15 protein-coding genes are annotated in these 12712 nt (G+C 74.6%); 8 read left to right on the forward strand and 7 right to left on the reverse strand.

The window, feature by feature from the left end; translation table 11 throughout:
• Nucleotides 1-51 precede the first annotated feature (51 nt).
• Both QWY29_RS03365 and QWY29_RS03370 read right to left on the reverse strand, forming a co-directional pair.
• The gene (locus QWY29_RS03365; protein WP_300959237.1) at nt 52-2301 is read right to left on the reverse strand and encodes a SpoIIE family protein phosphatase; all 2250 of its coding nucleotides are present in this window, start codon (nt 2299-2301) and stop codon (nt 52-54) included.
• 64 nt (nt 2302-2365) lie between these two features.
• The gene (locus tag QWY29_RS03370; protein WP_300959238.1) at nt 2366-3079 is read right to left on the reverse strand and encodes an HAD family hydrolase; all 714 of its coding nucleotides are present in this window, start codon (nt 3077-3079) and stop codon (nt 2366-2368) included.
• A gap of 176 nt (nt 3080-3255) precedes the next feature.
• Between QWY29_RS03370 and QWY29_RS03375 the strand changes: the two genes are divergently transcribed.
• Nucleotides 3256-3753 (forward strand): pyridoxamine 5'-phosphate oxidase family protein, encoded by a 498-nt coding sequence (locus QWY29_RS03375; protein WP_300959239.1) that lies wholly within the window; start codon nt 3256-3258, stop codon nt 3751-3753.
• 289 nt (nt 3754-4042) lie between these two features.
• On the opposite strand, the gene QWY29_RS03380 is transcribed toward QWY29_RS03375, so the two are convergent.
• Nucleotides 4043-4372: an STAS domain-containing protein gene (locus QWY29_RS03380; RefSeq protein ID WP_300959240.1), complete on the reverse strand. Its 330-nt coding sequence runs from the start codon at nt 4370-4372 to the stop codon at nt 4043-4045.
• 155 nt (nt 4373-4527) lie between these two features.
• Between QWY29_RS03380 and QWY29_RS03385 the strand changes: the two genes are divergently transcribed.
• The 3 genes from QWY29_RS03385 to QWY29_RS03395 are packed head-to-tail and all read left to right on the forward strand — an operon-like array spanning nt 4528 to nt 5884.
• Nucleotides 4528-4671, forward strand: coding sequence for a hypothetical protein (locus QWY29_RS03385; RefSeq protein ID WP_300959241.1), 144 nt, complete (start codon nt 4528-4530; stop codon nt 4669-4671).
• Nucleotides 4671-5639 carry an iron-containing redox enzyme family protein gene (locus tag QWY29_RS03390; protein ID WP_300959242.1) on the forward strand — a complete coding sequence of 323 codons (969 nt, stop codon included), beginning with the start codon at nt 4671-4673 and terminating at the stop codon, nt 5637-5639. The genes QWY29_RS03385 and QWY29_RS03390 overlap by 1 nt, the downstream gene beginning before the upstream one ends.
• Entirely contained in the window at nt 5636-5884 is a 249-nt protein-coding gene (locus QWY29_RS03395; RefSeq protein WP_300959243.1) for a CDGSH iron-sulfur domain-containing protein, read from the forward strand. Before QWY29_RS03390 ends, QWY29_RS03395 begins: the two co-directional genes overlap by 4 nt.
• Before the next feature lie 149 nt (nt 5885-6033).
• Here the strand turns inward: QWY29_RS03395 and QWY29_RS03400 are convergent, their stop codons facing one another.
• Both QWY29_RS03400 and QWY29_RS03405 read right to left on the reverse strand, forming a co-directional pair.
• The gene (locus tag QWY29_RS03400; RefSeq protein WP_300959244.1) at nt 6034-6669 is read right to left on the reverse strand and encodes a methyltransferase; all 636 of its coding nucleotides are present in this window, start codon (nt 6667-6669) and stop codon (nt 6034-6036) included.
• Nucleotides 6666-6860, reverse strand: a complete 195-nt coding sequence (locus QWY29_RS03405; RefSeq protein ID WP_300959245.1) for a hypothetical protein — start codon at nt 6858-6860, stop codon at nt 6666-6668. Before QWY29_RS03405 ends, QWY29_RS03400 begins: the two co-directional genes overlap by 4 nt.
• A gap of 115 nt (nt 6861-6975) precedes the next feature.
• Here QWY29_RS03405 and QWY29_RS03410 point away from each other — a divergent pair, with 115 nt between their 5' ends.
• Nucleotides 6976-7644 (forward strand): response regulator transcription factor, encoded by a 669-nt coding sequence (locus tag QWY29_RS03410; RefSeq protein WP_300959246.1) that lies wholly within the window; start codon nt 6976-6978, stop codon nt 7642-7644.
• Nucleotides 7645-7692: 48 nt separating this feature from the next.
• On the opposite strand, the gene QWY29_RS03415 is transcribed toward QWY29_RS03410, so the two are convergent.
• Together QWY29_RS03415 and QWY29_RS03420 are read right to left on the reverse strand one after the other, a co-directional pair.
• The gene (locus tag QWY29_RS03415) at nt 7693-8133 is read right to left on the reverse strand and encodes an SRPBCC family protein (protein WP_300959247.1); all 441 of its coding nucleotides are present in this window, start codon (nt 8131-8133) and stop codon (nt 7693-7695) included.
• Nucleotides 8130-9308 carry a zinc-dependent alcohol dehydrogenase gene (locus tag QWY29_RS03420; protein WP_300959248.1) on the reverse strand — a complete coding sequence of 393 codons (1179 nt, stop codon included), beginning with the start codon at nt 9306-9308 and terminating at the stop codon, nt 8130-8132. Before QWY29_RS03420 ends, QWY29_RS03415 begins: the two co-directional genes overlap by 4 nt.
• Nucleotides 9309-9562: 254 nt before the next feature.
• On the opposite strand from QWY29_RS03420, the gene QWY29_RS03425 reads away from it, so the two are divergent.
• From QWY29_RS03425 to QWY29_RS03435, 3 genes are read left to right on the forward strand one after another with little or no spacing between them, the layout of a single operon-like run.
• Entirely contained in the window at nt 9563-10648 is a 1086-nt protein-coding gene (locus QWY29_RS03425) for a glycosyltransferase family protein (RefSeq protein ID WP_300959249.1), read from the forward strand.
• Nucleotides 10633-11700, forward strand: coding sequence for a glycosyltransferase family 4 protein (locus tag QWY29_RS03430; RefSeq protein ID WP_300959250.1), 1068 nt, complete (start codon nt 10633-10635; stop codon nt 11698-11700). The genes QWY29_RS03425 and QWY29_RS03430 overlap by 16 nt, the downstream gene beginning before the upstream one ends.
• Entirely contained in the window at nt 11697-12710 is a 1014-nt protein-coding gene (locus QWY29_RS03435; RefSeq protein WP_300959251.1) for a glycosyltransferase, read from the forward strand. Before QWY29_RS03430 ends, QWY29_RS03435 begins: the two co-directional genes overlap by 4 nt.
• Nucleotides 12711-12712 lie beyond the last annotated feature (2 nt).

The raw sequence follows: 12712 nt of genomic DNA on the forward strand, positions 1-12712 counted from the left end.
CGGCCGGGTCGGCCGTCTCCGACGACGCCCCGCGAGTCAGGCGGGGCCCGCTCAGTCGAAGCGGATGGCGAGGACCGTGGTGTCGTCGTCCTTCGTCCCGGGGACGGCCTCGACGAGCCGGTCGACCCAGGGGTCGAGCGGCTCGGCGCCCGGGCCGGTGCCACCGGCGGTGCGCAGCAGGTCCAACGCGGCCAGCAGGTCGACCTCGCGCCGCTCCACCAGCCCGTCGCTGAACATGACCAGCGTCGAGCCCGCCGGCACGTCGACCTCGGCCGCGCGGGCGTGGCCCTCGCCGAGGCCGAGCAGCGGCCGGGCGGTCACGGGTACGTCGCGTGCGGACACGCCGTCGAAGAGCAGCGGCAGGGGGTGCCCGGCGCTCACCAGCTCGACCCGGCGCTGCGCGGCGTCGACGACGGCGACCAGGGCGGTGGCGACGCGCTCGTCGATCAGCGAGCTCATCAGCCGGTCCAGCCGGTCCAGCGCGGTGCCCGGGTCGTCCCCGCTGAAGAGGTAGGCACGCAGGGCGGTGCGGATCTGCGTCATCGCCCCGACCGCGTTGACCCCGTGGCCCGCGACGTCGCCGACGACGAAGGCGAACCGGCCGTCGGGGACCTCGATCGCGTCCCACCAGTCCCCGCCGAGCTGGAAGGTCGAGGCCGGGAGGTAGCGGGCGACGACGTCGATGCCGTCGACCTCGGGCACCTGCTCGCGCAGGATCGAGCGCTGCAGGGACTCCGCGACCGCGATCTGCTCGCGGGAGCGCTGCAGCATCAGGCCGTTGACGTGGGTCTGCAGCGCGGTCGCGGCGTCGGCCTGCCACGGCTCCCACGCTGCGCTGTGGCCGCGGACGACCTGCTGCCACTTCTCGAAGGACTTGCGCGGGGAGAGGCGCACGTCGGGCCCCTCCTGCGCGGCGAGGAGCTTGTTGGTGGGGTCGCCGCCCCAGTCGACGACCTGCTCGAGCTCGGGCCGCAGCCACAGCAGCCAGCTGTCGGGCCCGGCGGCGATGCACAGCGCGCCGGCGGCGACCGACGCGTGCTCGGCCAGCGCGGGGTCGAGGACGGCGAGGTGGTCGCTGGCGACGACGTCGCCGTTGGGCCGCAGCAGGAGCTGGGCGATGCGGCGCACGACGTCGTCGTCCGGCACCTGCCCGGCCGTGTGCAGCTCCTGGTCGTGACACAGCGCGACGCCGCCGGCGTCCATGAGCCGCAGCAGGTCGGGGTCGGTGACGAGCCCGTCCAGCGGCGCCGCACTGGAGGCCGAGAGACGGGCGGTCATCTGGGCGAGGGTCGACTGGGCGACCAGGGCGGCCTCGCGCTGGTCGGCGCGCTCGCGCTCGGAGACCATCTGGGAGGCGACCTGCCCGAGGAACTCCGCGGCGGCGCGGGCGTCCTGGCTGGGCCGGTGCGGGCCGGAGTAGTGGTGGCACGCGACCAGGCCCCACAGGTCGTCGTCGACGATGAGCGAGACCGACATCGACGCCGTGACGCCCATGTTGGACAGGTACTCCACGTGGATCGGCGAGACGCTGCGCAGCGTCGAGTGCGACAGGTCCAGCGGCGCGCCGGTCGCGGGGTCGAGCACCGGGTGCAGCGGCACCGGGGTGTAGCCGATGTCGGCGATCAGGCGCGTCCAGTTGGCGGTGTAGAGCCGCCGGGCCTGGGCGGGGATGTCGGTGGCGGGGTAGTGCAGCCCCAGGAACGGGTTGAGGTCCTCGCGCCGCTCCTCGGCGACGACCTCGCCGTTCCAGTGGTGGTCGAAGCGGTAGACCATGACCCGGTCGAAGCCGGTGATCTGCGCGACCTCGTGCGCGAGCTGCGCGGTCAGCTCGTCGACCGTCGTCGAGGCCGCGAGCCGGCCCATCGCGCTGCGCGCGGAGCGGTAGGACATCGGCAGGGCGCGGCCGCGCTCGAGCGACTCGACCTCGACGACGAGGCGCTCGCCCGAGACGTGCACGCCCACGTCGACCGTGCCGCCGGCCAGCGCCCCGCCGCTGTCGGCGGGCAGCAGCAGGGTCAGGGGCTCACGGGCCGTGGCGAGCTCCGCGTGCTGGAGGACCGCGTCGGTCGCGCCGGGGCCGATGAGGTCGGACAGCGGCCGGCCGAGGGCGTCCTCGAGCGGGATGCCGAGCATCTCCTCGACGTTCGCCGAGACCATGACGGTCGCGCCGGAGGACCGGTCGACCGAGAGCAGCACGCCGTGCGGCTGGATGGCGCCGGGGATGTGGATCGGCTCCCGGTCGCAGTTGTTCAGGTCGACGTGGCCGTACGCCGGGGTGTGGGGCGACGCCGTCTCGGTCATCGGGCTCCATCGGCAGTCGCAGCAGGTCGGGGGCCACTTTACCGGTCGGTGACCTCCCGCGGGCTCACCCCTCCAAGGGTGCTGCCGAGGCGGCCTCGGCGACCGCCGAGAGCACCTCGTCGAGCCGCTCCGCCAGCTCGCGGGGCCCCTCGACGACCACGACCGCGCCGGCGTCCTCGAGCTCGGCGCGGGTGATCCCCCCGGTGAGGACCCCGACGAACGAGACCCCGGCGGCCTTCGCCGACTCCGCGTCCCACACGGTGTCGCCGACGGCGAACGAGCGGCCGGCGTCGACCCGCTCCAGGCTGAGCGAGAGCAGGTCCGGCGCGGGCTTGCTGGCCTCGGCCTCGTCGCCGGCGAGGGTCGAGCGGATCGCCGAGGTGCTGGGCACGAGGTCGAGCAGCCGGTCGGTCAGCTCGCGCTGGCCGGAGCTGGCCAGCACCACCTCGAGGCCGGAGGTCCGCAGGGTCTCCAGCAGCTCCTCGGCACCGTCGAGCGCCGCGACCTCGCCGAAGCGGTTGTCGAGGTGGTGGGCGTGCCGCGCGCGCACGTCGTCGCCGACCGACCGCTCCACGCTGTCGTCGGTCACCGCGGCCACGAGACGGTCGCCGCCCATGCCGATCGCGCGGTGCAGGCGGTGCGCCGCGACGTCGAGGCCGACGTCGCGGAACGCCGCGCGCCAGCAGCCGACGTGGACGTAGACGGAGTCGACCAGCGTGCCGTCCAGGTCGAGGACGACGGTGTCGGGTCGGGCGGGGGCAGGGGTGCGCTCGTTCATCGGGCCCTCGGTGCCCAACGGCCGCGGTGCGCAGTCACGCGCGGGCGTCGGGCGGGGCCGCCGGGGGACTGACGACGGGGGAGCAGGGCGGGTGTGCCGGGCCCCGGCGGGCGGGTACCGCACCGGTGCGCCGCGCCACGCGGCGTACGCACGTCCGACCACGGGAGGGAACCCACGTGAGCAACACCGGCCAGGACACCCCGCACGCCGAGGAGCGCAAGCTCGTCGACCTGATCGACGGCATGCCGATCGCGATGATGACGACCGTCGACGCCGAGGGCCGGCTGCGGTCGGTGCCGATGGCGCGGCAGGAGGTCGAGCCGACGGCCGACCTCTGGTTCATCACCGCCCGCGACACCCAGCACGTGGCCGACGTGCGCGCCCGCCCCCAGGTCGGCCTGACCTTCTCGGCGCGCGACTCCTGGGTGGCGCTGCGCGGGACGGCGACCGTCGTGGACGACGAGGCCAAGCTGCGCGAGCTGTGGAACACCTTCGCGGAGGCCTGGCTGCCGGGCGGGCCCGAGGACCCGCAGGCGGTGCTCATCCACGTCGAGGCCGAGCACGGGGAGTACTGGGACACCCCGGGCGGCAAGGTCGCCTCGCTGATCAGCTTCGCCAAGACCAAGCTCACCGGCGACACCTACGACGCCGACTCCGGCAGCGTCGACCTGTAGCCGCCTGGCGTCGGCCGGCGGCCGACCGGTCCGGGGGCAGCCGCCCCCGGGTGCGACGAGGCCCGGCACTCGATGAGTGCCGGGCCTCGTGCCGTCCGGACGTCGCGACCATCCGGGAGAGATGTGCCGCCGTCTCCTGCTGCAGTCACCCGGGTCTGCGTGAGCCCCGTGCATCGGATGCGCCGGCGCTCGGGAAGTACCCGGGGGTCGCGACGACAATCACATCCGATGTCGTTTTCACCCCTTGGGGTGACCGCGGGGGGTCTGCGGCGGTGGGTCGGCCAGTGGGTCAGGCGCCGGGCGTGCCGCGCTCGGGCACGGCCTCGAAGTAGGGCATGCCGGTGATGAACAGGACGCGGTGGGCGATCGTTCCCGGAGCCGCGACCAGGGCGAGCTCGGCACCGTTCTCCTCGGCGCGGCGCAGGCCGGTGGCGAGCACGCCGATCGCGACGCTCGGGAGGAAGTCGACGTCGCTGAGCTCGACGGTCAGCGAGCGGCGGTGCTCGTCGGAGTGCTCCTCGACCGAGGAGCGGAGTGCGGCCACGGCGTACTCGTCGAGGGAGCCACCGAGGGTGAGCACCCCGTCGGCGTACGAGGACGAGAAAGGCCGTTCCAACATGCTCCGACCCTAACCGCCGCGCTCAGAGGGCCGAAACCCGTGGCCTCACCCCTCGGGGTAGTTCCCGGACGTTCGACCGCGCCGGCGGGGCCGGTGTGGTGCGAGCGGCGGGCGGGGCACGTTTCCGGCAGCGGGGGCGCGGACACCGGGCCCGCATGACGCTGCTGACCGACGGGCGCCCGGTGCCGCCCGCCCAGGTGGACCACCACCTGCTCGCCGACGGACCCGGGACGGGCTTCCGGGACTGCCGCGGTGTGTGGCACCGCCTCGACCGCGACGACGACGGAGGGCGGGACTGATGCGGCTGCCGAAGGCCCGCGGGACCCTGAGCGAGCAGCTCTTCACCGCGCTCCGCGAGGAGCCCGGCACCCCGGTGACGATCGACGCGGCCGTCGCCGACGACGCCGAGGACCGCGCGATCGCGCTGTGGGCGTCCTACGAGCTGCACTACCGCGGCTTCGAGGACGTCGACGACCGCTGGGAGTGGAGCCCCGACCTGCTTCGCGTCCGCGCCGGGCTCGAGGAGGTGCTCGAGGCCGACCTGCGCGAGCGGTACGCCGCGCACCGGCCCGACCGCACCAGCGACCGGGTCGAGGACCTCGCCAAGGACCTCTTCGACTACGTCGCCGCCCACGACGGCCCGTCGATGGCCCGCCACGTGCAGACCGACGCGACCGAGGCGCAGGTGATGGAGCTGCTGCGGCAGAAGTCGGTCTACCACCTCAAGGAGGCCGACCCCTCCGCCTGGGTCGTCCCGCGCCTGCCCACGGGCCCCAAGGCCGCGCTGATGGAGCTGCAGTTCGACGAGTACGGCGACGGCAACCCGGCCCGGCTGCACCAGCACCTCTTCGAGCGTGGCCTGGAGGCCGCCGGCCTGCGGTCGGAGTACGGCGCGTACGTCGACGAGGCCGCGACCACCGTGCTCGAGGCCAACAACGTCCAGTCGTTCCTCGGCCTGCACCGACGGTTGCGCGCCGCGTCGCTCGGCCACCTCGCGGCGTTCGAGGCGACCTCCTCGATCCCGTCGCGCCGGATGGCCCAGGGGCTCGAGCGCCTCGGCTTCCCCGACGAGATCGTCGAGTACTACCGCGAGCACGTCGAGGCCGACGCCGTCCACGAGCAGCTCGCCGTGCGCGACATCTGCGTGCCGCTCGTCGAGCTCGAGCCGCACCTCGCCGACGACGTCTTCCTCGGCGCCTTCGCCTGCCTCGACACCGAGGACCGCCAGGCCCGCGACCTGCTCGCCCGCTGGGGGGTGGCCGCATGAGCGCCCAGCCCGCCGACGGGACGCCCGACGTCGCCGCTCGCCCGGTGGTGGAGGAGCGGCCGACGATCGTCATGTGCCCCGAGGGCCCGATGCTGCTGCGTGGTGACGCGGTCATCGAGGACGCCGAGGGCAACCGCCACCGCACCACCCGCCCCGTCAGCGCGGTCTGCCGGTGCAACAAGTCCGCCACCAAGCCGTGGTGCGACGGCACCCACAAGCTGCTGCCGAAGAAGCTGCGGCCCTAGCTGGTCGGTGCGTCAGGCGGTCGGTCGATCGGGTTGTGAGGTTCATCGGCTGGCCGACGAAACTGTCGGTGAGCCGACGAAATTTCATCGGCCCACCGACAGCTCCAGCGGCCAGCCGATGAAACATCCGACCGGCTGCCGCGGCCGGCTCAGCCGCGGACGAACCGCGCGACGACGCCCCGCTCGAAGAGGCGGGTGGAGTCGAGGCTGAGGCCGGAGGTGGACGCGACCGAGCCGGCGAGGGCGTCGACCTGCTCGACGTTGCCGAGCTGGATGAGCAGCGAGGCGCCGGGCAGCAGGTGGGCGGCGGCGACCTCCACGCAGGCGACGGCCACGACGAGGCCGTCGACACCGCCGTCGATCGCGAGCAGCGGGTCCTCGGGGAAGCGGCCCGTGTCGGAGGCGGGGACCCACGGCGGGTCGGCGACGACGAGGGCGTACCGCTCGTCGGCGGGCACCATGGCCGACAGGTCGCCGTTGCGGACCTCGACCCGGTCGCCGAGGCCGGCGGCGGCGGCGTTCTGCAGGGTGTAGGCGCAGGCGACGGGGTTGGCGTCCACGCAGACCAGCCACCGGTCGCTGTCGTGGACGGCGAGCAGCCCGATCTGGCCCGCGCCGGAGCACAGCTCGAGCACCGGGCCGGCAGGGGCGCCGGCGAGGAGCTCGGCCGCCCACGCGGACTGAGCCGTGGTCCAGGGCCGCGGCCGCAGGACGCGCTCGTCGAAGGTGATGGTCAGGGGTCCGAAGGCGACCTGCTCACCGACGGCGGTGCCGGAGTGGTTCACCGCAGCTGCCCCGTGAGCGCCGGGACCGGGACGAGCTCGGACGTGGGCTGGTCGGGTCCGGTCGACGTGTCGTCGCCGCGGATGATCCCGATCAGGAGGAACGTGCCGCCCACGACGACGAGCAGGACGAGCACGGCGGCGGCGATCAGGTAACGGGCTCGCCGGTTGTCCACCGGCTTCTGGTCGGTCATGACGGCTCCCCGTCTCGGCGCAGGCACATGCCCGCCCTGTGTCCCGAAGCCGCGGGCGCCATGCAGCGTGGCCGAGCCCGGGCGACCGTCACTAGGGCTGTGGTGGGATGGCGTCATGGCCGAGCACCCGCGTCCCGTGCGCCTCGCGATCGTGAACGACTACGAGCTGGTGGTCGCCGGCGTGGCCGCGCTGCTCGAGCCGTTCCGCGAGCGGGTCGAGGTCGTCGAGCTCGACAGCCGCACGCCGGTCGTCAGCGACGTCGACGTGGTCCTCTACGACTCCTTCGGGCAGGTCCAGGGCGACCGGATCGACGTGGACGGGCTGCTCCAGGACACCGACGCGCGGCTCGTCGTCTTCAGCTGGAACGTCCAGCCCGAGATCGTGCAGCGGTCGCTGGACAACGGCGCGACGGCGTACGCCTCGAAGGGCATCAGCGCCGAGGAGCTCGTCTCGCTGATCGAGCGGGTGCACCGGGGCGAGACCGTCACGCCAGTGGTGACGACGCCGGAGGAGTCCGGTGAGTTCGGTCGCTGGCCCGGCGAGGAGCTCGGGCTCAGCCAGCGGGAGGCGGAGGTGCTCGCGCTCATCACGCAGGGGCTGTCCAACGACGAGATCGCCAAGCACGCCTACCTCGGCATCAACACCGTCAAGACCTACATCCGCACGCTCTACCGCAAGATCGAGGTCACCCGCCGGGCGCAGGCGGTGGCCTTCGGCATCGAGCACGGCTTCCGACCCGACCGGGTCCGGCACGTAGACGGCCGGACCCAGCGCCAGCGCTGAGCCCGGCCGTCAGGTCGAGCAGAGGATCGCGGTACGCCGCGGCGCGGGTCAGCCCGCGACGCGGCCCTCGACGACGTACGCCAGGCGCCGCAGCGACTCGACGTTGCGCCAGCCGAGCTGGAGGTCGCGCAGCGGCTTGGGCATCAGTCGACCGGGTCCGTCCTCGACGTCCTCCTCGATCGTCACCTCGGTCTCGGTGCCGACCGCCTCGAGGCGCAACCGGACCCGGGCGGTGCCGGCGGGCCAGCCGCGCGCCTTGAGCTCCAGCAGTGCGGGCGGCCGTGCCTCGAGCACCTCGGTGTTGTCGTCGATGAGCAGCGGCCAGGTGCCGACGGAGTGGTGCAGCTTGGCGCCGACCTGGGGCCAGTGCTCGTCGACGTCGCGCATGCGCGACGCGCCGACCACCCACAGCGGGTAGAGCCAGCCGTCGCAGAGCACCTCCCAGACCTGCTCGGGGGTGGCGTGGATGCGTCGGGTGTTGGTGCTCACGGGCGGAAGACCACCTTCACCATGCCGTCCTCCTTGGCGCGGAACTTCGCGTACGCCTCGGGCGCGGCGTCCAGCGGGAGGTGGTGGGTGGCGAAGTCCTCGGTGCCGAGCGGGTCGCCGTCGGTGAGCAGCGGGAGGATGTCGTCGCTCCAGCGGCGCACGTTGGCCTGGCCCATCCGCAGCTGCACCTGCTTGTCGAAGAGCTGGAACATCGGCATCGGGTCGGTCGCGCCGCCGTAGACGCCCGAGAGCGAGACGGTGCCGCCGCGACGGACGCAATCGATCGAGGCGTGCAGCGCGGCGAGCCGGTCGAAGCCGGCGTTCATCATCAGCGGCTCGGCGACGGCGTCGGGGAGCAGGCCGACGAGCTTGATCGCCTTCTCGGCGGCCGGGTTGCCGTGGGCCTCCATGCCGACCGCGTCGATGACCGAGTCGGCGCCGCGGCCGCCGGTGCGGCTGCGGACCTCCTCGGCGAGGTCGTCGACGGCGTCGAGGTCGATGGTCTCCGCGCCGCGGGCGCGCACGCGCTCGAGCCGCTCGGGCACGCGGTCGACCACGATCACGCGGTGGCCCTCGTGCATGGCGATGCGGGTGGCCATGTCGCCGATCGGGCCGGCGCCCATGACGAGCAGCACGCCGTCGGGCGGCAGCTCGGCGTACCGCACGGCCTGGTACGCCGTCGGCAGCACGTCGGAGAGGTAGAGGAAGCGGTCGTCCGAGGGGCCCTCGGGGACCTTGATCGGCAGGGTGTCGGCGAACTGCACGCGCAGGAACTCCGCCTGGCCGCCGGGCACCTGGCCGTAGAGCTTGCTGTAGCCCAGCAGGCTCGCGCCGGTGCCGTGCTCGCGGTTCTGCGTGGTCTCGCACTGGCTGTGCAGGCCCTGGGAGCACATCCAGCAGGTGCCGCAGCTGACGTTGAACGGCACGACGACCCGGTCGCCGACCTTGAGGTCCTTGACACCGGGGCCGACCTCCTGCACCACGCCCATCGGCTCGTGGCCGACGACGTCGCCCTTGGTCATGAACGGCGACAGCGGCTCGTAGAGGTGGAGGTCGGAGCCGCACAGGCCGGTCGAGGTCACCTTGATGATGGCGTCGGTGGGGTCGACGATGGTCGGGTCCGGCACCTCGACCACCTGCATGTTCTGGGATCCCTGCCAGGTCACTGCCTTCATCCGGTGCTCCTCCTCGTCGGCCCTCGCAGGCCGGGTTCGTCCGTGGGGTGTCTCCCTGGGAGGTCCGGTTACCCAGGCCGTCGTCGGGCACACGGGCCGTCCGCGGGCCGGTCGGGTCCGCCCGTCCTCGGGGTCCTTTCGTCCTTTGGGGTGAGGTCGCCGACCCCCGGGTGGGGCACCGGCCATCAGTGACGCTCCTCGACCCGGCCCCGACGACCTCGGCCCGCCGTCGCCGCACACCCGGGGGACGCCCGGTGACGGTGGCCTCCGTGCCCGCCGGCCACGTCTACGTCCGCCATCTCGCCCCGGAGGCGGGCGGCGGCCCGCGCCGCCTGCCCGACCCGAGGCCTCAGGGCCGCCCCGCGGACTCGCAGGTCTGGTGGCCGCCGCGGATGCTGGAGCCCGACTGGGTGCGTGAGCACGAGTTCGACCTGCTCCACCTGCACTTCGGCTTCGACGCCCGCACCCCCGAGCAGCTCGCCGAGCTGGTCCGCGCGCTGCGCGAGACGGGCCGCCCGCTGGTGCAGACCGTCCACGACCTGCGCAACCCCCACCACGAGGACCGCACCCTGCACGACGCCCAGCTCGACGTGCTCGTCCCCGCCGCCACCGAGCTCGTCACGCTCACGGCCGGCGCCGCGGCGGAGATCGAGCGGCGCTGGGGCCGGACCGCCACGGTCGTGCCCCACCCGCACGTGGTCGACCTGCGCACGATGGCCGTCGCCCAGGACGCGCGCGCCCGACGCCGCACCGACGACGTCCGGGTCGGCCTGCACGTCAAGAGCCTGCGCGCCGGGATGGCGCCGATGACGATCCTGCCCGCGCTCGTCGAGACGGTCGCCTCCCTGCCGGGGGCGGTCCTGCAGGTCGACGCCCACCACGACGTGATGGACGACGACGGCTCCCGCCGCGACGACCGCCTGGCGACGTACCTGCGCCGGCTCGAGGCCGACGGCCTCGTCGACCTCCGCGTCCACGACTACTTCAGCGACGCGGAGCTGTGGGCCTACCTGTCCTCGCTCGACGTCTCCGTCCTGCCCTACCGCTTCGGCACCCACTCCGGCTGGCTCGAGGCGTGCCGCGACCTCGGCACGACGGTGGTCGCGCCGACCTGCGGCTACTACGCCGACCAGGGTCCGGTGCTGTCCTACGTGCACGCCGAGGGGTCCTACGACCCCGAGAGCCTGGCCGAGGCGATCCGCACCGCGCACGCGACGCGGCCGCGGCTCGGGGCCTCGATCGACGAGCGCCGCCGGCAGCGTGCCGACGTCGCCGCCGCGCACGACCGCGTCTACGCCGCGGCGCTGGAGAAGGTGGGGCAGCGGTGCGCATCTGCCTGATCGCGTCGAGCCGCTTCCCCGTCGCCGAGCCGTTCGCGGGCGGCCTCGAGGCGATGACCCACGCGCTCGCGCGCGAGCTGGTCGACCGGGGCCACGACGTCGCGCTCTTCGCCGGCCCCGGGTCGGACCCGCGGCTGCCGGTCGAGCTGCTCGACCTGCCGGACTTCGAGCCCAGCGAGATCGCGATGGCCGACGTCAACGCGCCGTCGCGGCGCTGGATGGCCGAGCACCACGCGTACCTCTCGCTCATGCTGGGCCTCGCCGGCGGGCAGGACCGCCGCTTCGACGTGGTCCACAACAACAGCCTCCACCACCTGCCGATCGCGATGGCGCGCACGCTGTCGGTGCCAGTGGTGACCACGCTGCACACCCCGCCGCTGCCGTGGCTGGAGTCGGCGATCGCGCTCGCGCCGGAGGAGTCGTCCTTCGTCGCGGTGAGCCGGGCGACCGCGCGCGCCTGGTCCCACGTCACCGACGCCGCCGCCGTGCACAACGGCGTCGACGTCTCGACCTGGCTGCCCGGACCCGGCGGCGGGCCCGCGGTGTGGACGGGCCGCCTGGTGCCGGAAAAGGCGCCGCACGAGGCCGTCGACGCCTGCCGCATCGCCGGCGTGCCGCTGGTGCTGGCCGGTCCGCTGTCGGACCCCGACTACTTCGCCGAGCACATCGCCCCCCGCCTGGGGGACGGCGTGTCCTACGCCGGCCACCTCGACCACGCGGCGCTCGCCCGGCTGCTCGGCCAGGCGTCGGTCGCGGTGACGACGCCCGCCTGGGACGAGCCCTACGGCCTGGTCGCGGCCGAGGCGATGGCGTGCGGCACCCCGGTGGCGTCGTACTCCCGCGGCGCCCTGCCGGAGGTCGTCGCCCCCGGCGCCGGAGTGCTGGCCCACCCGGGCGACGTCGCGGACCTCGCGCGGGCCGTGCTCGCCGCCCGCGGCTGCGACCGCGGTGCGGTCCGGCGGCACGCCGAGCTGCACTGCTCGCTGACCCGGATGACCGACCAGTACGAGCGGATCTACGCCCGGCTGGTCGACCGGGACCTCGCGGCGTGACCCGCGCCGTCGGCTACTACGTCCACCACGTCGGCCGCGGCCACCTGCACCGCGCCATCTCGATCGCCGCCGAGCTGGCGCGGGACGGGGCCGAGGTCACCGGGCTGTCGACGCTGCCGCGTCCGGCGTCGTGGCCCGGCCCGTGGGTGCCGCTCGCCCGTGACGACGAGGGCGTCGACCCGGCCCGCGACGCGGTGACCGCCGGCGGGCGGCTGCACTGGGCGCCGCTGCACCACCGCGGCCTGCGGGAGCGCACCGCCGCGGTGTCCGCCTGGATCGCCGAGGCGGCGCCGGCGGCCCTCGTCGTCGACGTCTCGGTCGAGGTCTGCCTGCTCGCGCGGCTGCACGGCGTCCCGGTCGTCTCCGCGGTGCTGCCCGGCGTCCGGGACGACGGCCCGCACCTGCTCGGCGCCGACGTGCCCGACGCGCTGCTGGCCTTCTGGCCGCCCGAGGCGGCGGGCATGGTGGCGCCGCCGTCGCTGGCCGAGCGGGTGACCGCCGTCGGCGGCCTGGCGCGGTACGCCGTCGCCGAGCCCGGCCCGCGCCGGCCGGGGCCGCTGCGGGTGACCTACCTGGCCGGCTCCGGCGGCCACGAGCTCGACCCCGCGCTGCTCGACGCCGCGCGGGCGCAGACGCCTGCGTGGGAGTGGACCGTGCTCGGCGGCACCGCGGCCTGGGTGGACGACCCGCACGCGACGATCGCCGAGGCCGACGTGGTGGTGAGCCACGCCGGGCAGAACGCGCTCGCCGAGGTGGCCGCCCTCCGCCGCCCGTGCGTCGTCGTCCCGCAGGACCGCCCGCACGAGGAGCAGCGCACCACCGCCCGCGTGCTCGGCGCCGGACCGTGGCCGGTGGTCGCGCTCGACGCGTTCCCCGCCGACGGCTGGGCCGCGCTGCTCGACGAGGTCCGCGCGCTCGACGGCGCCGCCTGGGCCGGGTGGTGCGACGGAGGCGCGGCCGGGCGCGCCGCCGAGGTGGTACGCCGCGTCGCCGGGCGGGGCACCTGGTGAGC

Origin of the sequence: Nocardioides abyssi, from assembly GCF_030412915.1 — a bacterium.
In the GTDB taxonomy this organism is placed as follows: domain Bacteria; phylum Actinomycetota; class Actinomycetes; order Propionibacteriales; family Nocardioidaceae; genus Nocardioides; species Nocardioides abyssi.